Source organism: Massilimicrobiota sp. An134, from assembly GCF_002160815.1.
Lineage (GTDB): Bacteria > Bacillota_I > Bacilli_A > Erysipelotrichales > Coprobacillaceae > Allocoprobacillus > Allocoprobacillus merdigallinarum.
In genome coordinates, this window is sequence record NZ_NFLH01000002.1 from 89,579 (window position 1) to 113,531 (window position 23,953).

General features: G+C 31.6%; 22 protein-coding genes and 2 tRNA genes. 18 read left to right on the top strand and 6 right to left on the bottom strand.

The window, feature by feature from the left end:
- Positions 1-287 precede the first annotated feature (287 nt).
- On the top strand, positions 288-464 hold the full coding sequence (locus tag B5E79_RS13435) for a hypothetical protein (RefSeq protein WP_158095448.1): 177 nt from the start codon (positions 288-290) through the stop codon (positions 462-464).
- Between the two features lie 595 nt (positions 465-1,059).
- Here B5E79_RS13435 and B5E79_RS01660 read toward each other — a convergent pair.
- The 3 genes from B5E79_RS01660 to B5E79_RS01670 form a co-directional block, all read right to left on the bottom strand.
- Positions 1,060-1,539 (bottom strand): hypothetical protein, encoded by a 480-nt coding sequence (locus tag B5E79_RS01660; protein ID WP_087244608.1) that lies wholly within the window; start codon positions 1,537-1,539, stop codon positions 1,060-1,062.
- Between the two features lie 119 nt (positions 1,540-1,658).
- On the bottom strand, positions 1,659-2,183 hold the full coding sequence (locus tag B5E79_RS01665; protein WP_087244607.1) for a hypothetical protein: 525 nt from the start codon (positions 2,181-2,183) through the stop codon (positions 1,659-1,661).
- Between the two features lie 11 nt (positions 2,184-2,194).
- Positions 2,195-2,494, bottom strand: coding sequence for a matrixin family metalloprotease (locus B5E79_RS01670; RefSeq protein ID WP_087296727.1), 300 nt, complete (start codon positions 2,492-2,494; stop codon positions 2,195-2,197).
- Between the two features lie 1,378 nt (positions 2,495-3,872).
- On the opposite strand from B5E79_RS01670, the gene B5E79_RS01680 reads away from it, so the two are divergent.
- A complete protein-coding gene (locus B5E79_RS01680; protein WP_087296729.1) occupies positions 3,873-4,229 on the top strand; it encodes a transcriptional regulator in 357 nt (118 codons plus the stop codon).
- Positions 4,230-4,304: 75 nt separating this feature from the next.
- Here B5E79_RS01680 and B5E79_RS01685 read toward each other — a convergent pair.
- The 3 genes from B5E79_RS01685 to B5E79_RS01695 form a co-directional block, all read right to left on the bottom strand.
- Positions 4,305-4,378 (bottom strand) — tRNA-Gly (locus B5E79_RS01685).
- Between the two features lie 26 nt (positions 4,379-4,404).
- A tRNA-His gene (locus B5E79_RS01690) sits at positions 4,405-4,481 on the bottom strand.
- A 264-nt stretch (positions 4,482-4,745) separates the two neighbouring features.
- Positions 4,746-6,131, bottom strand: coding sequence for a VanZ family protein (locus B5E79_RS01695; protein WP_087296730.1), 1,386 nt, complete (start codon positions 6,129-6,131; stop codon positions 4,746-4,748).
- Positions 6,132-6,356: 225 nt separating this feature from the next.
- On the opposite strand from B5E79_RS01695, the gene B5E79_RS01700 reads away from it, so the two are divergent.
- From B5E79_RS01700 to rpoD, 16 genes are all read left to right on the top strand, one after another.
- Positions 6,357-7,040, top strand: coding sequence for a ChbG/HpnK family deacetylase (locus B5E79_RS01700; protein ID WP_224759476.1), 684 nt, complete (start codon positions 6,357-6,359; stop codon positions 7,038-7,040).
- An 82-nt stretch (positions 7,041-7,122) separates the two neighbouring features.
- Positions 7,123-7,968 carry a DUF3153 domain-containing protein gene (locus B5E79_RS01705; RefSeq protein ID WP_087296732.1) on the top strand — a complete coding sequence of 282 codons (846 nt, stop codon included), beginning with the start codon at positions 7,123-7,125 and terminating at the stop codon, positions 7,966-7,968.
- A gap of 199 nt (positions 7,969-8,167) precedes the next feature.
- Complete coding sequence (gene dapF, locus B5E79_RS01710; RefSeq protein WP_087296733.1) at positions 8,168-9,013, top strand: diaminopimelate epimerase; 846 nt, start codon at positions 8,168-8,170, stop codon at positions 9,011-9,013.
- Positions 9,006-9,710 carry a 2,3,4,5-tetrahydropyridine-2,6-dicarboxylate N-acetyltransferase gene (dapD, locus tag B5E79_RS01715; RefSeq protein WP_087296734.1) on the top strand — a complete coding sequence of 235 codons (705 nt, stop codon included), beginning with the start codon at positions 9,006-9,008 and terminating at the stop codon, positions 9,708-9,710. The genes dapF and dapD overlap by 8 nt, the downstream gene beginning before the upstream one ends.
- 9 nt (positions 9,711-9,719) lie before the next feature.
- Complete coding sequence (locus B5E79_RS01720) at positions 9,720-10,841, top strand: M20 metallopeptidase family protein (protein ID WP_087296735.1); 1,122 nt, start codon at positions 9,720-9,722, stop codon at positions 10,839-10,841.
- A gap of 3 nt (positions 10,842-10,844) precedes the next feature.
- A complete protein-coding gene (locus B5E79_RS01725; RefSeq protein WP_087296736.1) occupies positions 10,845-12,026 on the top strand; it encodes an aspartate aminotransferase family protein in 1,182 nt (393 codons plus the stop codon).
- Positions 12,027-12,084: 58 nt separating this feature from the next.
- Positions 12,085-14,112 (top strand): cysteine peptidase family C39 domain-containing protein, encoded by a 2,028-nt coding sequence (locus B5E79_RS01730; protein ID WP_087296737.1) that lies wholly within the window; start codon positions 12,085-12,087, stop codon positions 14,110-14,112.
- A gap of 11 nt (positions 14,113-14,123) precedes the next feature.
- Positions 14,124-14,585 (top strand): rRNA maturation RNase YbeY, encoded by a 462-nt coding sequence (ybeY, locus tag B5E79_RS01735; protein ID WP_087244593.1) that lies wholly within the window; start codon positions 14,124-14,126, stop codon positions 14,583-14,585.
- Between the two features lie 3 nt (positions 14,586-14,588).
- Positions 14,589-14,984, top strand: a complete 396-nt coding sequence (gene cdd / locus B5E79_RS01740; protein WP_087244592.1) for a cytidine deaminase — start codon at positions 14,589-14,591, stop codon at positions 14,982-14,984.
- Positions 14,981-15,877, top strand: a complete 897-nt coding sequence (gene era, locus B5E79_RS01745; protein ID WP_087296738.1) for a GTPase Era — start codon at positions 14,981-14,983, stop codon at positions 15,875-15,877. The genes cdd and era overlap by 4 nt, the downstream gene beginning before the upstream one ends.
- Positions 15,855-16,595: a DNA repair protein RecO gene (gene recO, locus B5E79_RS01750; protein WP_224759474.1), complete on the top strand. Its 741-nt coding sequence runs from the start codon at positions 15,855-15,857 to the stop codon at positions 16,593-16,595. The genes era and recO overlap by 23 nt, the downstream gene beginning before the upstream one ends.
- Before the next feature lie 71 nt (positions 16,596-16,666).
- On the top strand, positions 16,667-18,481 hold the full coding sequence (locus tag B5E79_RS01755; protein ID WP_087244590.1) for a YgiQ family radical SAM protein: 1,815 nt from the start codon (positions 16,667-16,669) through the stop codon (positions 18,479-18,481).
- A gap of 1 nt (position 18,482) precedes the next feature.
- Positions 18,483-19,397 carry an alpha/beta fold hydrolase gene (locus tag B5E79_RS01760; RefSeq protein ID WP_087296739.1) on the top strand — a complete coding sequence of 305 codons (915 nt, stop codon included), beginning with the start codon at positions 18,483-18,485 and terminating at the stop codon, positions 19,395-19,397.
- A 137-nt stretch (positions 19,398-19,534) separates the two neighbouring features.
- Positions 19,535-20,905: a glycine--tRNA ligase gene (locus tag B5E79_RS01765; protein WP_087296740.1), complete on the top strand. Its 1,371-nt coding sequence runs from the start codon at positions 19,535-19,537 to the stop codon at positions 20,903-20,905.
- A gap of 15 nt (positions 20,906-20,920) precedes the next feature.
- Positions 20,921-22,663 (top strand): DNA primase, encoded by a 1,743-nt coding sequence (gene dnaG / locus B5E79_RS01770; RefSeq protein WP_087296741.1) that lies wholly within the window; start codon positions 20,921-20,923, stop codon positions 22,661-22,663.
- A gap of 8 nt (positions 22,664-22,671) precedes the next feature.
- On the top strand, positions 22,672-23,952 hold the full coding sequence (rpoD, locus tag B5E79_RS01775) for an RNA polymerase sigma factor RpoD (protein ID WP_087244586.1): 1,281 nt from the start codon (positions 22,672-22,674) through the stop codon (positions 23,950-23,952).
- The last annotated feature ends 1 nt before the right edge of the window (position 23,953 follow it).

The following is a 23,953-nucleotide window of genomic DNA, read 5'->3' on the forward strand; positions in this document are numbered from 1 at the left end:
AATTGGAGGCTATCATATTATTTGTTATCTATTGGTTTGTAATATGTGTCAAAAGGAAATAAATTGTTAACGTATATTTTAGAACTTATTGAATACCTTTGATCCTTTTGAAGACAAAAATTTCTCATAAATTATATAAAAAATAGTAACAATAGCTCATTGTTGAGTATATGTTACTATTTTTATTTCTTATAAGTAATATAGAATTGATATCATTTGAGAGTCTTGTGATTTCCTGGATATCTGCTATAATAATACCATGTCTGCAATGAATGAGAGGGGATATATTGAAAATTCAAGAAGTATTATTATTTATATTCTATTTAGTGTTAATTTTTTATGTTATTGCTCTTGGTTTGAATTATATAGTGCCAAAAGATGTTATTACGCTTTTACAAATGAATATGGCATTGACAATTACTTCATTTTTAGGTCTTGTTTTTATTCTTTTTACAAAGAAATAAGGATTTTAAATTTACATATGGTGCAAGTGATGAGAATTGAACTCATTCAATCAGTTTGAAAGTTTGAGGTTTTATCATTGAACTACAGCTGCATACTCTATAGCTATTGATAAAAGTATATCAATGTATAAAGGTTAATAAAAATACTGTGTTTAAGCCGTTTTAAAAGTATATCTCGGTATCATTTTTTATACTGAGGTATACTTTTTATATTTTTGGTGTTATTTTGGTGGGAATATCATTTATGCCCATTAAACTATGATAGAGTTATTATCATACATTTTTAATAAACTTATATACAGGATTTGTAACTCTAGTATTATAGTTATGTCCTTGTACTATAACAGTTATTATCAAACCATTACCATTCTTGCTTTATATCACAGGAAATATACCAGCATGTACTTCTATTGACGGGTTTAACTTTATAGGTAATCCATTTTACAAATGTTTCCTTCTTTGTATCTGCATTATAATCGTAAGCGTAAAATGAAAAAGCCATATTATTGATCAACAACATTGATTATAATTGTGGCTATAATAAATATCCCACTCGTATTATGTTTTTGAAATCCAATTTTAATATTGACTTTTATCATCTATATACTGGAAGCTGAAATAACGCAGTGTCATTTGTATATTGTGTATGGAATTTTAAAAAAAGTTCCTTTGTATTTTTATGAATAGAATATGCTAATTGAGCTGAATATGTTTGATTTTTCTTTATTATTCTAGGCTTATTATGAATCAATGAACAATCAATATATTCAATTTGTTGATTTGAATCATCAACCACATCGAAATTCTTTTGATTAATTATAAAATTATCTTCAATATTATTGTTTTTATAAGTGAAATCTATAATAACGATTTCGCAATCAGAATATGTCTGTACTTTTGATATATTATTGATAGTAAAAGTATAAAGCTGTTTATCATTTACTTGGACTCCATACTCGGTTCCAATTGAAAGTGTTTCATTAATTTCTTTATTTTTTTTCATAAAGCTAACAAAAATAATCACTATAGTGAATACCACCAATAGAATTATTGGTATCATTTTCTTTATTTTCACACTTTTACCTCCTCAAAGTATTCTTATATATTATTCAATAAAAATAATTATGATTTTACGCTAATGAATCTATACTTTAATAATAATTTAAAAATAACGATTTTGTACAAAAGAGTCTATTATTTTAGAGCTTTTTTCACCTCTTGTTTATATTCTTCTATTGACTGACTTGCATTAGTCACTTCTTCTTTCACAATTTCATATGCTCCCAAATTTCCACCACAAATCATTTTTACTTGAGAAGCGATAGGTCCTTCATAATCATAGAGATAGAGTATATATTGTTGATTTTTCTCAAGAGGTGTAAACATTTCTTGTTCTCTTAAAATTGTAATGCTATCTTTTAATTCGGATTGAGAGTATAATATATCATTAATATGAAATGTTATTTTAACAAATGGAATGCCTCCATATTCAAAAGATGGACTGATATCAGTTACTGTACCTTCAAGAATATAAGGTGCTTTAATAAGATCATCTTCGTCTAAATAATCTCCTACTATTTTTGCAGTAGAATTATCAGGGATATGTTTTACAACAGTTACTTGCTTATTATGGGAATAAAATATAAATATTATAAAAACAAATATAATAGCTGTAAGACAAACGATTAAAACTTTCCATTTTTTTAGTACTGTTTTCATACAATCTCCTCCTACCATATTTTATGATAACCAGTAATGTCTCCAGCATATAGACTAGCTGAACCTTTTAAACCAGTTGAACGCATCAATTCACTTTGCCAATTTACATGTCCTAACCCTAATGTATGTCCTAATTCATGAGCAACTACTTCTGATCTCTGTGTATCATTTTTAACTGCTGAATCGTTTAAATATATTGTGTATTTTGTAGTGTTTCTGGCCCATGAAGCAGTATCATAAGCTTTACTTTCTATTTTATAAGTAGAAGTCTCTAAACTGATGCTTGCACCTTCGTCATTCCATTGTTTCATACCATTTTTAATAGAAGTAGTCCAATTTGTACTTCCATTTTTAGTATATTGAAGTTTAAAGTTTTTCTTTCCATATTTGACAGAAGAGCTTATTACATAATGGGCTGCATGTTTTTGATATTTTAGGTGTTAAGGCATTAACGATATGATTTGATGAAATGAAAGTTAAAAATGTAATTATAAATGTAAATATAAAGATTTTGCTATATTTTATTATATTCGATAATATATATTGTAACTTCTTGTAAATTTATTTTATAATATTGACTACACTCTAAAATTTATGATTATTCATAAAATACAAAACAGAGATTATAATATGGGTAATTATAAAATATTGTGTTATATATTTAACTCATTTACTTTTATGGTCATACATTTATACATTGGAATCACCTTCTTTTATAACTAACTAATAAAAGTCAATTCTAAATAGACTAACTGTCATAATAATACAAAATAATATATATTAAATATTATACATATATCTAAACCATTAAAATATTATAGTGATAACAATTAAATGTATGACTTTCTATATTTAGTTTATCATATATACTTTTAATTTAAAAGTTCTTTTAATATAATGATTATATTTTTTGATAAGTTCTTTTTTTTTACAAATTTATGCTATACTTATTACAGTAAATGTTTCATAAAAAATCTTAATAATGCCTTAAGATTTTATAAGAACAAAGGAGAATTATTTTTATGAAAGCATCTGAAAAATTATCATTAATATCACAGGTACAGGATGATGTAGATTATCTCTTGAATAAAAAAAAATCATGTCATTATATCCAAAAAGTCTTTGCTTTTTGGATAATGGGATTATCTCTATATTCAGTATTTTGTTTTATCATTGATAATATCAATATATATTATCAGCTCTACAATTTTTCTTTTTATTATCCAATAAAGAACTCATGTCAAATTGGTTTCAATTGTATTCTTTTAATTCTATTATGGAAATCAATCAACAAAGTAATTTCATTACAGGAAAGGAAATTTTTAAAAACTTGGTTCATATTTCCTTTGCTTATTTCTTCAGAACAAATTATGAGCTGCATAATGACTTATATAAATGCTGATTTCCTTTTTACCTTTTACTTGACTTTTCCAATGTCTATGATTATCAACATTATCATGTTATTTTACATACATTACTATATAAGACAGAGATATATTCTTTGGATCATAGGAATAAATATTGTATATTTAATATTTAGCTTTTTATACTCAATATATTTCCCTACATTGACGAATATTTCTTTGTTTACACAGACATTGTTTTCATTAATAGACATTATCAAAACATATCTAATAGCTTGCATTCTATCGAATTTATTTGTTGTGCTATATATGGGAGGTGAGAACAATGAACAACATATCTGAACAATCTAAAGCATTTGAGTCAAATATACGTTTACAGATTATTGCTAGTTTGTATAAAAGTGATCTTTCATATAGACAATTAAAAGAGATATGTAATTGTAGTGATGGCAATATGGCAACACATCTTAATAAGCTCATTCAAAGTCAGTTCATTTTAAAACACAAAAGAATTTACAATGATAAACCATTAACAACATATCATTTGACAGACTATGGAAGAAACGAATACATAAAATACGTTAAAATACTAAAAACAGTGATAGAAAAGGAAAGAATCGAAAATGAAAAAGAAAATATTATTGATAATCAACCTGTTACTAATGATTTTTCCGTTGAATAATGTAAGAGCTTATGATGATGAATAAAAAGAATATAAAAAAACTCCTTATGAAAATAAGGAGTTTAACTTTACATATGGAGCGGGTGATGGGAATCGAACCCACGTAGTCAGCTTGGAAGGCTGAAGTTCTACCATTGAACTACACCCGCATTACCTAATTCGGCTAATTTTTAATTGGGGCGGTCGATGGGAATCGAACCCACGAAATGCCGGAGCCACAATCCGGTGCGTTAACCACTTCGCCACGACCGCCAGATCTTGTATACCTCAATCAGGCAAATACAAGTATATAAGATTTTAAAGCATTTGTAAAGTTATTTTTTTATTTTTTCAAAATTATTTTATTTGAGTATGAAAATAAGAAGTGTTATAAGTGAGAATCTCGTTAAAAATTTGATAGTTATATAAGAAATGAGAGTTTGTTAAATAGTTTGAAATATGTAATCGTGATATATAAATGATGTCTTCTTTATATAGGGATCATATCTCAATGAAGAATTCATACTTTCTTTTGCTTTATGATTGAATAGCAGGAATATAGATGATTTGATCGTTTTCTATTCCAAATAAATAGACTGGCTGATAGAAACCTTTAGAATCTTCAACATAGATGAGGTTCGCAGAATGGATAATGATTTCCTGATCCAAACTCATCATCCAATCCTGATTGAATTTTCCATCTTTTATAAGTTCAAAAGCCTGTTGTTGAGAAATGATTGGAAATTGTTTATAAGAATCATAGGTTTTTAAATCATAACCTAAAGAGATAAGCGTTTTATTTGCGTTGATTTGACAAGAAATAGAGCCATTGAGGTATTGATGATCAACGATATCCTGAACTTCAAATATGTACTGTCCATCATCTAATGATGTAAAAGTAGCTTGTTGAGGAATCTGGATGCCTTCTTTTTGAATAATGTCTTTAACTTCTTGTTCAGTTAAATTGTCTTGTGGTGTATCTGATTCATTGGTATACCAAAGATGGAAAGTTCCACCACTATAATCAATATTGGCTAGGATTTCTCTGTTTTGAGAATAGAAATAAATAGTTTCATCATAGATATCTGTTTGTGTATCATCAATAGTTAATCCATACTTGTTGAAAAAAGGTTGAATGATATCATAACATTCATCTTGTGTATACTGTTTGGTTTTATAGACATCTTGCAAAGATGTCTCATCAGATAATGGAACAAGACTAGTCACTTCAATATGTGACATATCAACAGTTTTATAATAGTTTTGTTGCAGATTACCTAATTCCTGTTTGGAATAGGAAATAAATATAGTAGAGAAAGCAATGATTGTTAATAGGAGAGGTATTTGAGCCATAAATGTATGTATCATATTTATTTGATGCTTTTTATATTTTTGATAGATGTAACGTCCTAGAGAATAGAGTCCAAAACCTATCATACATCCTAAAGCATTATTCAAAATATCATCTATTTCAAATATACCACGATTGGTTAACAATTGTGTGAGTTCAATACACAGTGTCAAAAGGATTCCAGCTATGTAAGTCACCCACCAATGCTTCATTTTTGAAGATACAAGCGGTAATAAGAATCCTAAAGGTATAAACATACATATATTTAAAATGATATTACGCCATTCACGCATATCAAAATGATTTATAGCGAGTCTATATGAGCTAAATAATTCAGTGCTGGCTTTCATATCAAAAGAATAGCTTGGACGACCTAGCGTTGCTATTATGACAACTAAGATATAGCCTATCAATAATCCTCTATAAATAAGTTTTTTGATGTCTAGCGGTGTTTGTTGATATTTTTTTGATTTGAAGATGTAAGCCAAATAAACAATAGCCAGAATACCTACAATAAAGCAGGCTGCTCCAACTGAAGGAATTGCTAATCTTAAAAATTCAGACAATCGCATTTATATTCTCCTTTACTCATGTGTTGGTGAACATTATAACATATATAAGTCATATATCAAAAATCATTTTTGTATCATTCTGTCAAAATCACGTGTGATATGATATAAGCGGATAGTGATTATCTTTATGTTGTGATAAAATATATATAAAAGATGGAGGGACTTATAATGAAAGTAATTATGAATGCAGATGATTTTGGTTTTTCAAAAGGTGTTAATTGAGCTATTTTAGAAGGATTTCAACAGGGGATTTTGACTTCAACAAGTTTAATGGTCAATATGCCTGGTTTTGATCATGCAGTTTCGTTGATGAAACAATATCCTGATTTATTACATGTGGGGATTCACCTCGTTACAACAGCGCAATATTCAATTGTGAAAGGATTAAAAACATTAACTGATGAAAATGATCATTTTTATCGTGATCCACAAATCATTGAAAAGAGTGATCAAAGTGAACTTGATTTGGAATATCAGGCTCAAATGGATAAGTTTTTAGCAACGGGTTTACATCCTGATCATATTGATTTTCATGTTTGTACAACACCTAAACAATTAAAGGCAGCTATGAAACTGGCTCAAAAATACAATTTACCAATGCGTGCTCAAACACAGGAAATAGAAGCTATTTTAGCACAAAATGGTATTCGTTATGCACCATGCCATATTCCAGATTTTTATGATCATGGGACTGTAGAAATGTTACTGGAATTATTGAATCGAAGTTTAAAAGAACAAAGAGAAAGTGTTGAATTTGCTTTGCATCCAGCTTATGTTGATCAAACTTTATTAGAATTAAGCAGTTATAATATCCAAAGGGCAAAAGAATTGGCAACATTAATGGATCCAAGAGTTATGGGATTTATACAAGAGCATTCTATTGAATTCATTCATTTTGGAAACATATAAAAATGAATTTGAAAATGTCATGATAAAAAATCCCATATTTTGTTGGATTATGTTACAATGAAAATAGGGAAGGAGAATATCTATGAAAAAACTATTAAAAACGTTGTCGTTGTTATTAGCTGTTTTCTTATTAACAGGATGTATGAAAATGACAATCAATCTTGAAGTCAATGCTGATAAAAGTGTCAATACATCTATGGACTTTTTGATAGAAGAAAGTGCTTTGACAGCTTCGCAAATGACAAAAGAAGAATTTGTTGAACAAATGAAAGAACAGATGTTATCTTCAGAAGAAACAAAAAATGTCAAAGTGACATCAATTGAAGAAACAATCAATGCATCAAATTGGGTTGGTGTACGTATGGAAGGGTTAGCTTCAACAGCAGATGAAATGGGAGTGAACATTACTGAAGAAACCATTGATGGTAAGGATTGTATAGTTCTTAAATTACCAATGGAAGATCTCAGTCAACAAATGGATTCTCAATTATTACAATCAGCAGATTATTCTGTAGATAAGATGAAAGCATTAGGTTTAGAAATGGTTATTAACGTCAAAATGCCAGGGAAAGCAACATCTAATGTAGGAACTGTTGATGGACAAAATGTAAAAATTGATCTTTTAGAATTAGTAAGCCAGTCTCATGCAACAAATGAAATCGTAATTTCATCACCAAAATCAGCTGGTATGGATATGACATTTATTTTTATTGGAATTGGGGCATTAGTTATTATTGGAATTGTTGTGTTTGTTTTAAAAAATAAAAAGAAAACAAAACAAACATTGATAGAAGACAATATAGATTCTCAATTGGATCAACCTGTAGAGTCTACGCCAGATACGCAAACAGAAACAATTCAACAAGAACAGATAATAGAACAAGATCAAAAACAACCACAAGATCATACAGATGAAAATAACGGCTAAGCCGTTATTTTTAATATACACTATGATAATAGATAATCATGAGTAATAAAACAATTAATAAAATAGAAATCGTTTGATTGATTTTTTTTAACATATATTTCATAGACTCACCTTATTTTTAATATATGCAAATATTTCAAAAGACTTTTCATTATATCAAAAAAATGTTAATATATTTCAAAAAGATAGAGGTGAAAAAATGCTGAAATTTACAAAGATGGAAGGACTAGGAAATGATTATATTTATGTAGATGGAATCCATCAAAAAGTGGATATGACACCTGAGTTTATTACCCGCATCAGTGATCGTCATTTTGGTATTGGTAGTGATGGTATGATTGTGATTTTACCTTCACAAAAATATGATTTTTTCATGCGTATGTTTAATCGTGATGGTAGTGAAGGAAAGATGTGTGGGAATGGGATTCGCTGTTTTGCTAAATTCGTTTATGATCATCATTTAACAGATCAAACTTATTTGGAAATTGAAACATTGGCTGGGGTCAAAAGAGTCTGGTTACATGTTGTAAATGGAACAGTGCAGTCAGTCAAAGTAGACATGGGTCAACCGTCTTTGAATACGCAGGATATACCTTGTCTTTTTAATAAGGAACAAATGGTTGATGAACCCTTAAACATCAATCATCATATTTATCGTTGTACAGCTGTTTCTATGGGGAATCCCCATGTTGTAACATATGTTGATCAGCTTGATTTTGAAATTGAAAAGATAGGTCCATATTTTGAAAAAAATGAAATGTTTCCTGAATCAGTCAATACTGAGTTTGTTCAGGTGATTGATCGCCAGCATTTAAAGATGCGTGTCTGGGAAAGAGGATCAGGAGAAACAATGGCCTGTGGAACGGGAGCCTGTGCCGTCATGTATGCCAGCTATGTCAATGGATTATGTGACTCACAGGTTGATGTGGAACTTTCAGGTGGTATTTTAAATATTCAATATCAGGACGGACATATTTTCATGGAAGGACCAGCCAGAACAGTTTTTGAAGGAATAATGAATGAGGAGGATTTTAAGAATGTATAGTACAGCACAAGAAATTATTCAATATATTAGAGATGCAAAGAAACAAACACCTGTAAAGGTTTATGTTAATGGACATGATTTACCAACAGATGACTCTATCAAAGTATTTGGAACAGAAACAAGTCGTGTTTTGATTGGTGATTTGGATAATGTTCAAAAATATTTAGAAGCTCATCAAGATCAAATTACAGAAACTTATTTAGAACAAGATCGTCGTAATAGTGCTATACCTATGTTAGATATGCGAAATATTAATGCACGTATTGAACCTGGAGCATTTATTCGTGAAAATGTGACAATTGAAGATAATGCCGTGATTATGATGGGGGCTGTCATTAATATTGGTGCTAAAATTGGTGAAGGTTCAATGATTGACATGGGAGCTGTCTTAGGTGGTCGTGCTGAAGTTGGAAAACACTGCCATGTTGGAGCTGGAGCAGTCTTAGCAGGAGTTATTGAACCACCTAGTGCCAAACCCGTTGTTTTGGAAGATGATGTTTTAATTGGTGCGAATGCAGTTGTTGTAGAAGGTGTTCGTATTGGTAAAGGTGCTGTTGTTGGAGCTGGAAGTATTGTCTTGAATGATGTGCCAGCTGGAGCTGTTGTTGCAGGAAATCCAGCACGTATCATTAAAGAAGAAAAAACAGATGAAACAAAAGAAAAGACACAGTTAATGGATGATTTAAGAAAAATTTAAGGTGAGATTATGGAAGATGTCAAACGCTGGAGAAGAGATTTACATCAGATTCCCGAATTAGGTTTAAAAGAATATCAGACGGCAGAGTATTTACGTCATGAATTAGAACAGATGGGATATCATTGGGAAAGTATCATCGAAACAGGAACGCTTGTTTATATTGATTATGGTTGTCAGTCAACTTTGGCTTTTCGTAGTGATATTGATGGTTTGCCTATTCATGAAAAAAATCAGGTGGATTATGTTTCAAAACATCCAGGCTGTATGCATGCCTGTGGTCATGATGGACATATGAGTGCCTTATTAGGTTTTGCGAAACGTTTAAAAGAAATCAAAGAACCATTGAACTATAATATTCTTTTGTTGTTTCAGCCTGCTGAAGAATCACCAGGCGCAGCACGTCTGGTTGTAGAATCGGGTGTCTTAGAAAAATATCATGTGAAAGCTATTTTTGGAATGCATTTAATGCCAATGATTGAGGAAGGCAAAATTGCCTGTAAAAGTGGACCGTTAATGGCTATGTGTGGTGAAATGGATGTGACCATTCATGGACAAGGAGCACATGCAGGATTACCGCAGGAAGGTATTGACAGTATCATGATTGCTAACCATGCCTATATGCAATATCAGACAATGATTTCCAGACATATTTCACCGTTTTCACCAGTTATTTTCAATATTGGGGAAATACATGGTGGAACAGCACGTAATAGTGTCGCTACACAAACTTGTATGCATGGAACATTACGCTGTTATGATGAATCTCTTTTTCATAAAATGACACAGGAAATACAAGCTATTCATGATGGTTTAATGAAAAGTTATAACTGTCAGATTGAATGGAGTTGTCCACCTATGTATCCACCAGTGATGAATCATCGATCATTGTATCAACAATTGAAAGCATGTGTGGATCCATCGACATATATTGAATTGGATGAACCATTGATGTTAGCTGAAGACTTTGCTTTTTATCAAAAAGCAATTCCTGGGGTGTTCTTTTTTGTAGGTACAAAATGTCAGGAATATCAAAGTGGATTACATACAGAAACGTTTGATTTTCATGAAGAAGTTTTAGAAACGGCAGTTGATTTATATGAGAAATTGGCTAGAAATATAAAGGGGGTATAAATTGTGGAAGATTGGTATACAAGAGGGGAAAATGCTTTTTTAAAAGCTTATGGTCGTTATGATGTTGTTTTAGAAAAAGGTGAAGGTGTTTATTTATATGATACAAATGGACGTCGATATTTAGATTTTTATTCAGGTATTGGAGTCAATTCATTAGGATATCATTATCCTGCCTATGTTGAAGCTATGCAAAAACAGATGGCAACATTAACACATGTATCAAATTATTTTTATACACCAATTGCTGTAGAAGCAGCTGAAGCTGTCAAAAAAGCAACACAGTTAGAAGCCGTCTTTTTCTGTAATTCAGGAACAGAAGCAACAGAAGGCGCTTTAAAACTGGCTAGAAAATATTATTATTTAAAACATGGTAAAGCAGATAGTGAGATTATATCATTTCATCATTCTTTTCATGGACGTTCAACAGGTTCTGTCAAATTAACAGGGAATCCAGCTTATCAAAAAGCCTTTGGACCACTCATTGATGGTGTCTGTTATGCCACATTAAATGATATTGAAAGTGTCAAAAGTCTCATTAATGAACGTACTGCAGCTATTATTGTGGAACCTGTTCAAGGTGAAGGTGGTGTTTATCCTTGTGATAAAACCTTCATGCAAGAATTAAGAGCTTTATGTAATGAACATGATATTTGTCTGATTTTAGATGAAGTTCAATGTGGTATGGGACGAACAGGAACAATCATGACTTATTTCCAATATGATATTTTACCTGATATCGTGTGTCTGGCAAAAGGAATTGGCTGTGGAATCCCAGTTGGTGCGTTTGTGGCTAATAAAAAATGGGCACAAGCTATGGAACCAGGAGATCATGGAAGTACATATGGTGGTAATCCATTTGCTTGTATGGCAGTCAAAACAGTTTTTGATATCTTAGAAAAAGATCAGATTCTACCACATGTTCAGGAAGTTTCGCAGTATCTCATTCAACGTTTAGATGAAGTTGTTGAACAGTTTGATTGCGTGATAGAACGTCGTGGACTTGGTTTGATGCAAGGATTAGTATTGAATCAAGAAGCGAAAAGTGTTGTGAAAGCATTGTTAAATGATGGTGTTATTGTTGTAACAGCTGGCAGCAATGTGATTCGTATGTTACCGCCACTGATTATCACTCCACAACATGTTGATGAATTTATTGAGAAATTGAAAAAAATTTTAAAAAAATGAATATAAAAAAAGAAAAAACCCTTACTTTTTGCGTATATAGAAGTAAGGGGGTTTTTCTATGCATAAATATCCAATTGAATTACAAGATGAAGAAAAGTCATGTGGAGCTTATTGTATTGATATGATTTTAAAATATTATCATTTTTATGATGAAATCAAAAATATAAAGAAAAAAGCCAGATTAAATCAAAATGGAATCTCTATAAGAGGTATGATTGAATGTTTAAAAAGTTATCAGATTGAAGCCAAAGCCTATGAAGCTACTTTAGAAGATGTTGTTAGGGAAGTAAAGTGTCCATGTATTTTATATATGATTTATGATGGAATAGGACATTTTGTTGTGTTATATGAGATTAAAGATGAAGAGTATATCATTGGTGATCCAGCAAAAGGATTAGTCAAAATGTACATAGAAGAGATGAATGAACATTATGGGCAAAGAGTCATTGTGATTAAACATGTGGGACGTGTTCCCCAGCTTCATTATAAAAGTTATAGACAATTTTTAAAAGATACCTTTTTTGCTTATCAGCGTTATATGATATCTTTGATATGGAAAGGTCTATGGATTGCGGTTATTGGTTATGGCAGCAGTTATTTTTTTCAGATTCTGATTGATTATATTCATTTGAAAACTGCCTTTTTCTATATGGCCATATTAGCGATGGCTTATACAACCTTAGAATGCATACGTACATATATGACACAATTAAAAATGAAAGAAATGATTCATCTCCAAAAGGCTATGGATGAAGATTATGTTTTTCAGTCACTTATGAATATGTTGAAACAGTCACATTCATTTTTTTATCAGGATCATGGTGTGATTCAAAGTCAATTATTAAGTCTTTTTGATTTGACAGAAATGAGTCTGGAGTGTTTTGAGAAATTCTTTTTAGATGGTTTATTCTTTGTTGTTTTATTTGTGGGTATGTGTTTATTGAATATCTGGTTAGCCTTGATTGTAGCAGTGACTTTTATAGTCATATGTGTCATCAGTTATTTTCGATTAAAAGATTTTCAAAGCATAAATAAAAATTATTTAGAAGCACATTATCTTTTTAGACATCATGTGTTAGAATTGATCGATAATCATTCTTTAATTCGCTATTTTCATTTGTTTCAAAGACAACGTGAAAGAAGTTATCATGTCTATTTAGATGAAGCTTTATTAAAAGAAAGACAAGCCTTATTTTTAAATCAATTTCAGTCTTTAATTCAATATTTGATTGTTTTATGTTATGGTATTGTTTTATTGGTAGGATTTTATCTTTTTCATCTTCAACATATTACAATGGGACAGTTGATCATGTTTTATATGCTGGTTTCTTATTGCATTCAGCCGGTTTTAAATATGGTTGCTTTAGCCAGTCAGTATAAACAGGTCAGTTTGATTTATGATAAGTATAAGAATTTTGAAGTTGATTTAGAGGAGACAAAATGTACTCTTGATCAACCGATTACATCTATTCGTTATGATGATGTCACTTATGCTTATGGCTATCAGTTGCCAGTTTTAGAACATATTGATTTAAATATCCAACATCATCTATGGATTAAAGGTATTACAGGTAGTGGAAAAACAACCCTTTTAAAGTTATTATTAGCAGAAGACTTAGCATATCAGGGTGATATTTATATCAATGATTTAGAATTGAGGCAGATTGATTTGGCTTCTTTATATGAACATATTGGATATTTAAATGAAACGCCAACATTTTTACATATGACACTTCAAGATAATTTTCTATGTCAGGATGAAAAGAAAATACAATTCTATTTAAAAACATTTGGACAGGAAAGTTTAAATGATATGATGCATATTGTCTTGTCAGAAAATGGATATCCACTATCCCTTGGACAAAGACAGGTTGTCGCATTGATTCGCATGTTGTGTCGTGACTGGGATGTGCTGATTTTAGATGAGGCTTTTTCACATATGGATACACGTTTAGCAAATAAAATTTTACGTTATCTGATGAAAAATGATGAAGGAAAAATTTATATTATGATTAACCATCAAACAAAGATAGTGAACAAGAATATGGAATGTGTTATAATTGAAAAAGGAAAAATAAAGAAATAAAGGGTGAGAAGATGAATATTGATTTTGTATATGAAGATGAAAAGCATTTATGTCAGGAAGATTATGAAGCTGTTTTTCGAAAAATTATTGAAACAACATTACAGACATTGCAGATTGATGATGATGTAGAATTATCATGTGTGATTGTTGATGATGAACAGATTCATCAGATGAATCGTGATTATCGTCATATTGATCGTGCAACAGATGTGATCAGTTTTGCATTAGAAGATAATGAACAATATTATGTGGCCGGTATGCCAAGAAGCTTAGGGGATATATTCATTTCATATGAACATGCCTGTCAGCAGGCACAGGAATATGGACATTCATTAAAACGTGAAATGTGCTTTTTAATGACACATGGACTTTTACATTTGCTTGGTTATGACCATATGAATGAAGATGATGAAAAAGAAATGTTAGCTTTACAAAAAGATATTTTAAATCAGTTAGGAATAGAAAGAGGTTAGAATATGGATTATCAAGAACTTGTTGATGAAGCATTCAAAGCTTCGCAAAATGCATATGTTCCTTATTCTCATTTTCGTGTGGGGGCCTGTTTATTGTTGAAAAATGGACAAAAAATTTATGGCACAAATATTGAAAATGCGGCTTATGGTTCAACAATGTGTGCTGAACGTAATGCTGTGTTTCAGGCTTATTGTCAAGGCTATCGCCAGGATGATATTGCAGCACTAGCCATTGTTGGTGACTGTTCACCACTTATTTCACCATGTGGAGCCTGCCGTCAGGTTTTGGCTGAATTGTTAGATCCCCTTACACCTATTATTTTAGGAAGTAAAGATTATTATGAAGTCACAAATATGCAGGAGTTATTACCTCGTGCATTTACAGGAGAGAGTTTATGACATTTAAATCAGGATTTGTAAGTATTGTTGGACGCCCTAATGTTGGAAAATCAACATTATTGAATCATATTTTAAAAACAAAATTAGCGATTACATCATCAACAGCACAAACGACACGTAATACGATTCAAGGTATTTATACAGATGATGAAGCGCAGATTATTTTTATGGATACACCAGGGATTCATAAACCACAGGATGGTTTAGGATCTTTTATGAATACCAATGCTTTAAATAGCATTTATGGTGTGGATATTGTCTTATTGCTTGCGCCAGCGAATGAAAAGATTGGTCGAGGAGATCGTTTTATTGTCAGTCGTTTAAAGGAAGCAGATGGACCTGTTTATCTTCTTTTAAATAAGATTGATTTGTTGTCAAAAGATGAATTAATTCAAAAGTTAAATGAATGGAAAGAAATGTTTGATTTTAAAGAAATTATTCCTATTAGTGCTTTAAATGGGGATAATGTTGAACATCTCATGGATACAATCAAAAATGATTTAAAAGAAGGGGTTATGTATTATCCTAAAGATCATATTACTGATCATCCAGAACGTTTTATTATGGCAGAATTTATTCGTGAAAAGATTTTATATTTTACTCATGAAGAAGTGCCTCATAGTGTTGCGATTGTGATTGAAAGTATGACTGAAGATGAAGATGGTGTTCATGTCATGGCGGCGATTGTTGTGGATCGTCCAAGTCAAAAAGCTATTATTATTGGTAAACAGGGAAGTATGATTAAAAAGATTAAACAAAATGCCAGACGTGAAATGAAGCGTTTTTTACAAACTCCAGTTACATTAGAACTTTTTGTGAAAGTAGAAAAGAATTGGCGTAATAAACAAAAGTATTTAAGAGAGTTTGGTTATGATGAAAATGACTATTCATGAGGAAGTTGTTGAAGCTGTTATTTTAAAGAAAACACCGTATAAAGAAAATGATATGATTTTACATATTTATAGTCATGAATATGGGAAAATGAGTGTGATGGCACGTGGGATTCGTAAAATGACAAGCAAGAATGCCCGTGGGTGTCAAGAAATGATGTTAAGTGAATTGACGATTGCCTTAAAAAAAGGAATGAGTACATTGATTAAGGCTACACCACTTGATTATTTTAGGCACATTGAAGAAAATTTGGAAAGTGAGATTGTTGGACAGTATATTCTAGAATATTTCTATCGTTATGTTGAAGATAATCAACCTTTAGAAAAAGAATATAGAATGTTATATGAAGCTTTACATGCTTTGGATTTGGGATATCCACCATTGCTTGTTTATCTGCTTTTTAATGTCTTTATTTTAGAACATAATGGGGTATCTTTGGATGTTGATGGCTGTGTTTTATGTGGTTCACCTCAAGTTGTTTCTATTTCATTGGAAGATGGAGGATTTTTATGTTCAAAACACATAGGACATCATCAGCCCTATTCTCAGGATATTTTAAAAGCTTTTCGACATATTCATAAGATTCCCATAACCGCTATTGATCATTTACATATTTCTTCATCAGCCATTCAGGTGTTGGTGCCTTTAATGGAATCGTTGATTGAAGAATATACGGGAATTCAGTTGAAAACATCACGTTTTATTCATCAAATTGTGTAGAAATTCTACACAATTTTATTTTTCTTCAAAACAAATTAGTGTATAATATGAGCATATAAAGGGGAAATGTTATGGGACAATTTTTACCAACAACAAAAGAAGAAATGTTAGAAAGAGGATGGCAACAGCCTGATTTTGTCTATATTAGTGGAGATGCCTATGTTGATCATCCATCATTTGGTGCAGCGATTATTACACGTACTTTAGAAAGTCGTGGTTTTAAAGTGTGTTTTTTAGCACAACCAGATTGGCGTCGTTTGGATGATTTTCAGCGTTTTGGCAAACCACGTCTTGGCTTTTTGATTTCTAGTGGTAATATTGATTCAATGGTGAATCATTATAGTGTATCCAAGAAAAGACGAAAAAAAGACAGTTATTCTAATAATGGAGAAATGGGTCATCGACCTGATCGTGCAGTGATTGTTTATAGTCAAAAAGTGCGTGAAGCTTATCATGATGCAACCATTTTGATTGGTGGTATTGAAGCCAGTCTAAGACGTTTGGCTCATTATGATTATTGGGATGATAAAGTCAGAAAATCTATTTTAATTGATGCGAATGCAGATTTATTGATGTATGGAATGGGAGAAAACAGCATTATTGAGATTGCTGAAGCATTGGATGCAGGACTTGACGTGCATGATTTGACTTATTTAGATGGAACAGTTTTTAAAACAAAGGATTTATCTATGATTCCAGATGATCATATCATGTTACCATCGTTTTTTGATATGACTCATGATAAAAAAGAATATGCCAAATCATTTGGTATTCAATATCGTAATACTGATCATTATAATGCCAAAACATTGGTTGAACCATATGAGGGATTTTATGTCGTACAAAATCGCCCTAATCGCCCATTAACGCAGATGGAGTTTGATGATACATATGCTTTGCCTTATCAAAGAACATACCATCCAAGCTATGATTATATTCCAGCGATTGAAGAAGTGCGTTTTTCGCTTATCAGTAATCGTGGCTGTTTTGGGGCCTGTAATTTCTGTGCATTAAATTTTCATCAGGGACGTATCATTCAATCACGTTCTCATGAGTCGTTAGTTGAAGAAGCTAAGAAAATTATCCAGGACCCAGATTTTAAGGGTTATATTCATGATGTTGGAGGACCAACAGCGAATTTTAGATTTCCTAGCTGTGAAAAACAAACGACACATGGAGCCTGTCCAACTAGACAGTGTTTATGGCCAAAACCATGTCGTCAATTAAGAGTCGATCATAGTGATTATTTGGCTTTGCTTAAAAAACTAAGAAGTTTAGAAGGTGTTAAAAAAGTCTTTGTTCGTTCTGGTATTCGCTATGATTATTTAATGTATGATCAGGATGATACATTTTTTAAAGAACTGATTCAACATCATATCAGTGGTCAATTAAAGGTTGCTCCTGAGCATATCAGTAATCAGGTTCTCGATAAAATGGGGAAACCTCATCGTGAACTGTATGAAAAGTTTGTGGATAAGTATAAACGACTCAATAAAGAGATGAACAAAAATCAGTATCTTGTTCCTTATTTGATGTCATCGCATCCAGGTAGTGATTTAAACAGTGCTATTGAATTGGCTGAATATTTAAGAGATATCCATCATCAGCCAGAACAGGTTCAGGATTTTTATCCAACTCCTGGAACTTTATCAACAGCTATGTATTATACAGAGTTAGATCCACGAGATTTGACACCTGTTTATGTTGCGAAAACACCAAAAGAGAAAGCAATGCAACGTGCTTTAATGCAATATCGTCGTCCACAAAATTATCATCTTGTCTATGAAGCTTTAACATTAGCAAAAAGAACAGATTTAATTGGTTTTCAAAAGAAATGTTTAATTAAACCAAAAGGTCAAAAACGTCCACTACGAAGGGGGTCATGATATGAAACGTACTGCTTTCTTTACATCATCCATGCATATCAATATTCGTTATCATGTTTATGAGCCTCAAGTTGTGATTCGTGTAAAAGGCATTGTGCAGATTCATCATGGTTTAGGAGAACATGCTGGACGTTATGAGCATTTTGCTTCTTTTCTAGCAAGTCAAGGCTTTGTGGTGGTAGTGAGTGATTTTGCTGGTCATGGACGTTCTTTAATTGATTTTGAACAGGGATATTTTGGAGAACATGATGGGCCTATGCATCTGATTGAAGATATGCATCATTTGCAGATGATTATTCGTGAAAAGTATCCTGATTCACCTTATTTCATGCTGGGAGTTGATTTAGGCTCTATTTTGATACGTAAGTATATGACTGTTTTTGGTGACTTTATTGAAGGAGTTTTATTACTGGGAACACCTTCAAAAGTTGATTTCTTCTATTTGAAACGTATTTATTTACGTTTATTAAAGATGTGGAAGGGACCACTTCATAAAGCACAACAATATTCTCGCTATCTTCGTCATCGTTTAAATAAAAGAATTCGCATGACAAGTGATATGGACTGGTTAACGAGTGATGAGGATGAAAGACAGCGTTTTCTGGATGATCCTATGTCACATTTTGCATATACTGTTCAGGGATATCGAGATATTATTCATATGATACAGGAAGTCAATACTGAAAAAACAATCATGAGTATTCCTTCGTTTTTATCAATATATATTGGTATTGGTGAAAATGATCCTATGTGTCCTCATATTCAAAAACTTATTGAAAAATATAAAAAAATACCGATTCAGGATCTGACATTTGAAATCTTTTCAGGGCAACGACATGCCTTGTTGTTTGAAAAAGATAAAAAGTTGGTTTATAAGAGTATACTAAAATGGCTAAATGAAAGGACATATTTATAAAGTACACTCATTGTTGGTTGACAAATGACTACTATAAGGGTATAAATACGAAGTAAATATATAAATAAAAGACTTGGCTTGTGCTAGGTCTTTGCTATTTTATATAGGTATAAACATAAATAAAAAGGGGTATAAATATGGCAAACAAAGATATGGATAAATTAATTGCTCATGCAAAAAATTCAGGATTTGTTTATCAGGGTTCTGAAATTTATGATGGGCTTGCAAACACTTGGGATTATGGTCCTTTAGGTGTGGAAATGAAAAATAATATTAAGAAATTATGGTGGAAACGTTTTATTCAGGAATCACCATATAATGTTGGATTAGATTCAGCAATTTTTATGAATCCACGTGTCTGGGAAGCTAGTGGGCATGTTGGTGGATTCAGTGATCCATTGATTGACTGTAAACATTGTAAAACAAGACATCGTGCTGATAAATTGATTGAAGATTATGATCCAAATATTCATAGTGATGGTTGGGCACCAGAAAAAATGATGGAATTTATTAGAGAACATCATATTCAATGTCCAAACTGTGGAAGTGAAGACTTTACAGATATTCGTGAGTTTGAATTGATGTTTAAAACATATATGGGTGTTGTCAAAGATGCCAAAAGTGTTGTTTATTTAAGACCTGAAACGGCTCAGGGAATTTTTGTGAATTTTAAAAACATTCAAAGAACATCACGTAAAAAAGTTCCATTTGGAATTGGTCAGATTGGGAAATCTTTTAGAAATGAAATTACACCAGGTAATTTTATCTTTAGAACAAGAGAGTTTGAACAGATGGAATTAGAATTCTTTACAAAGCCAGATACAGATTTAGAATGGTTTGATTATTGGAAAAATCAATGTATGCAATTTTTATTAGACTTAGGATTAAGTGCAGATAATTTAAGATTTAGAGATCATGAAAAAGAAGAATTATCATTCTATTCTAAGGCAACGAGTGATATTGAATATCTTTATCCATTTGGATGGGGTGAATTATGGGGTATTGCTGATCGTACAGATTATGACTTAGGTAGACATCAGGAATATTCTAAGAAAAATCTAGAGTATTTAGATCCTGAAACGAATCAAAAATACTTACCATATGTTATTGAACCATCAGTAGGGGCAGATCGTTTATTCTTATCTGTTTTAGCTGATGCTTATGAGGAAGAACAGTTGGAAAAAGAAACACGTCTTGTGATGCATTTCCATCCAGCTGTGGCACCTGTAAAAGCAGCTATTTTACCACTTACAAAAAAACAAAGTGATAAAGCTATGGAAGTTTATCAGTTGTTAGCTAAGGAATTTAATGTGGAATACGATGTTGCTGGACAGATTGGAAAACGTTATCGTCGTCAGGATGCAATAGGAACACCATATTGTATAACTGTTGACTTTGACAGTGAAAATGATCAGTCTGTCACATTAAGAGATCGAGATACAATGGAGCAGGTTCGTTTACCAATTCATGAACTTGTAGATTATCTTACAAAAAAGATTCGTTTTTAATAAAGGAGGGCATATATGGCACGTCTATCACAGGAAAAGATAAATGAAATCAGGCAGAGCGTTGATATTGTTGATGTGATTGGCGAGTATCTTCCTTTGGAAAAGAAAGGAAGAAATTACATAGCATTATGCCCTTTTCATGATGATAAACATCCTTCAATGTCTGTTTCGCCTGATAAGCAAATTTTTATGTGTTTTGTGTGTGGTACAGGAGGCAATGTTTTTACATTTTTACAGAAATATTTAAAAATATCATACATAGAAGCTGTTAAAAAAGTTGCCGAAATAGGTCATATTGATTTAAGTGAATATCATTTAGATGTCGTTTCATCACCGATTTCTAAAGAAAATGCTTCACTTTATCAAATGCACGAAGAAGCACAGAAAATTTATAGTTACTATCTCAATACAAAATTGGGACTGGAAGCAAAAGCTTATTTAACGAAACGTCATTTTTCTGATGAATTGATTAAAGAATTTCAAATTGGCTATGCACCTTTGCAGTCAACTTTATATCAGGCATTTGAAAAATTGGGCTTTCAGGAAATAGATATGGTCAAGTCTGGGCTGATTGTAGAATCATATCAGCATTTTGACCGTTTCCAAGATCGTATTATGTTTCCATTATATAATCAGCAGGGACAGGTTGTTGGATTTAGTGGACGTATTTATAAACCAACACAAACTGACAGCAAGTATGTCAATTCTCCTGAATCTGATATTTTTATCAAAGGACAGACGCTTTATCATTACCATCAATGTAAAGAAGCGGTTAAAGAAGCTGGATTTATATACTTACTGGAAGGATTTATGGATGTCATAGCGATGTATAAAGCAGGTATTGAAAATACAGTCGCTATTATGGGAACAGCTCTGACAAAGGGACATATTCAGGCTTTACGTCGTCTGACACATCATGTTCATTTGTGTTTGGATGGTGATCAGGCTGGACAAACAGCTATGAGTAAAGCTGCCAGAGAATTGGAGGAAGCTGGTTTTCAGGTATCCATTATTGTTTTACCTGATAATCATGATCCTGATGAAATCTATGAAGAACATGGTAAAGAAGGATTACAGGAAGCCCTTAAAAAGACATTGAAACCGATTGAATTTTTAATGAATTTTGAGTATCAGAAAATAGATTCTCAAAATTATGATGATCGTAAAAATTATTTAGAGAAAATGTGTTATGAAATTGCTAAAATTCATGATCCTATTGATCAGGATTATTACATTCAGGTTTTATCGAAACAGTCAGGTTTTTCTTATGATCTGATTCATCAGCAGATCAATGGGATGAAACCTCAATTTCATCAAGAAACAAGAGTCCCGCAAAAGAAAATAACACATTTAAAGGATAAATATCAGCAAGCTGAACATGATTTGTTATTTTATATGTTAAATCATAAAAGTGTCGCTTTGAAATATGAAGCAAAAGCAGGTTTTATGTACAATGATCAATATCGTATCATTGCTTCTTATATTATTGACTACTATCGTCATCATAATCAATTAGAAATTGCAGATTTGATAAATAGTATACAAAAAGAAGATTTGATACAAACTGTGGTAGAGATTGCACAATCTCCTTTGCCTCAAGAATATGAAGAAAAAGCGATAGATGATTATATAGAAACCATAGGAAATCATGCAAAGAAAATGAAAAAAGAACAGTTATTAGAACAATTTCGTTATATATTAGATCCTCAACAAAAGGCACAGATTTTAAATGAGATTGTTAAATTAGGAGGTCAATAAAAAGTAATATGAAAAAGGATATGAAAAAGAAAGCAACACCAGTGACATTGGATGATTTGAAGAATTTAATCAAAGAAACAGCTGAAGCTATGGGTGGTAAATTATCTCAAGATGATTTAGATGCCTTTTTAACAAAGTATGACTTAGATGATGAATCAGCTGAAGAATTATTATCTTTTATTACGGATAATGATATTTTAATTGAAGATGGATTTGATGCTTTAGATGATATTGATGATGATCAGTTAATGAGTGGTATGGCAAGTGATTTGGATGATCTTGAAGCATTAGAAACATTGGATGATTTGGATAATTTAGATGATTTAGATTCAGATATTGACAATGATGTTGCTGATTTAGACTTTGGTGGCGATTTTGACATGTTAACAGGAGATACTGTTAATATGTACAGCAATGAGGAAGAAGATGATTCTAATCAGCTTGGAAGCAATGTAAAAATTAATGATCCAGTGAAAATGTATTTAAAAGAAATTGGACGTGTTGAATTATTAAGTCATGACGAAGAAATTTCTCTTGCGAAAAGAATATTAGACGGTGATGAAGAAGCTAAAAAGAAATTGGCAGCTGCTAACTTACGTCTTGTTGTATCTATCGCAAAAAGATATGTTGGTAGAGGAATGTTATTCCTTGATTTGATTCAAGAAGGAAATATGGGGCTTATCAAAGCTGTTGAAAAATTTGATTATACAAAAGGATTTAAGTTTTCTACATATGCAACATGGTGGATTAGACAAGCTATTACACGTGCTATTGCAGATCAGGCCAGAACAATTCGTATTCCAGTTCATATGGTTGAAACGATCAATAAATTAACAAGAGTTCAAAGACAATTGATCCAAGAATTAGGACGTGAACCTTCAGCAGAAGAAATTTCTGAAAAGATGGATGGTATGACACCAGAAAAAGTACGTGAAATTCAAAAGATATCTTTAGAACCTGTATCATTAGAAACGCCAATTGGTGAAGAAGATGATTCACATTTAGGAGATTTCATTGAAGATGAAGGGGCAATGTCACCAGATGATTATGCTGCGAATGAATTATTAAAAGATGAATTAAATGAAGTTTTATTAGAATTAACAGATCGTGAAGAAAAAGTTTTACGTTTACGTTTTGGTCTTGATGATGGTCGTACGAGAACACTTGAGGAAGTTGGTAAAGAATTTAATGTCACACGTGAACGTATCCGTCAGATTGAAGCCAAAGCTTTAAGAAAATTAAAACATCCATCACGTTCAAAACGTTTAAAGGATTTCTTAGATCGTTAAT

Bases quoted from the DNA above. Each gene is read 5' to 3' on its own strand.
- B5E79_RS01665 (WP_087244607.1), bottom strand. From the start codon at position 2,183: ATGAAAACAGTACTAAAAAAATGGAAAGTTTTAATCGTTTGTCTTACA.
- B5E79_RS01670 (WP_087296727.1), bottom strand. From the start codon at position 2,494: ATGAAACAATGGAATGACGAAGGTGCAAGCATCAGTTTAGAGACTTCT.
- B5E79_RS01680 (WP_087296729.1), top strand. From the start codon at position 3,873: ATGAACAACATATCTGAACAATCTAAAGCATTTGAGTCAAATATACGT.
- B5E79_RS01695 (WP_087296730.1), bottom strand. From the start codon at position 6,131: ATGCGATTGTCTGAATTTTTAAGATTAGCAATTCCTTCAGTTGGAGCA.
- B5E79_RS01705 (WP_087296732.1), top strand. From the start codon at position 7,123: ATGAAAAAACTATTAAAAACGTTGTCGTTGTTATTAGCTGTTTTCTTA.
- dapF (WP_087296733.1), top strand. From the start codon at position 8,168: ATGCTGAAATTTACAAAGATGGAAGGACTAGGAAATGATTATATTTAT.
- dapD (WP_087296734.1), top strand. From the start codon at position 9,006: ATGTATAGTACAGCACAAGAAATTATTCAATATATTAGAGATGCAAAG.
- B5E79_RS01720 (WP_087296735.1), top strand. From the start codon at position 9,720: ATGGAAGATGTCAAACGCTGGAGAAGAGATTTACATCAGATTCCCGAA.
- B5E79_RS01730 (WP_087296737.1), top strand. From the start codon at position 12,085: ATGCATAAATATCCAATTGAATTACAAGATGAAGAAAAGTCATGTGGA.
- ybeY (WP_087244593.1), top strand. From the start codon at position 14,124: ATGAATATTGATTTTGTATATGAAGATGAAAAGCATTTATGTCAGGAA.
- cdd (WP_087244592.1), top strand. From the start codon at position 14,589: ATGGATTATCAAGAACTTGTTGATGAAGCATTCAAAGCTTCGCAAAAT.
- era (WP_087296738.1), top strand. From the start codon at position 14,981: ATGACATTTAAATCAGGATTTGTAAGTATTGTTGGACGCCCTAATGTT.
- recO (WP_224759474.1), top strand. From the start codon at position 15,855: ATGATGAAAATGACTATTCATGAGGAAGTTGTTGAAGCTGTTATTTTA.
- B5E79_RS01755 (WP_087244590.1), top strand. From the start codon at position 16,667: ATGGGACAATTTTTACCAACAACAAAAGAAGAAATGTTAGAAAGAGGA.
- B5E79_RS01760 (WP_087296739.1), top strand. From the start codon at position 18,483: ATGAAACGTACTGCTTTCTTTACATCATCCATGCATATCAATATTCGT.
- B5E79_RS01765 (WP_087296740.1), top strand. From the start codon at position 19,535: ATGGCAAACAAAGATATGGATAAATTAATTGCTCATGCAAAAAATTCA.
- dnaG (WP_087296741.1), top strand. From the start codon at position 20,921: ATGGCACGTCTATCACAGGAAAAGATAAATGAAATCAGGCAGAGCGTT.
- rpoD (WP_087244586.1), top strand. From the start codon at position 22,672: ATGAAAAAGGATATGAAAAAGAAAGCAACACCAGTGACATTGGATGAT.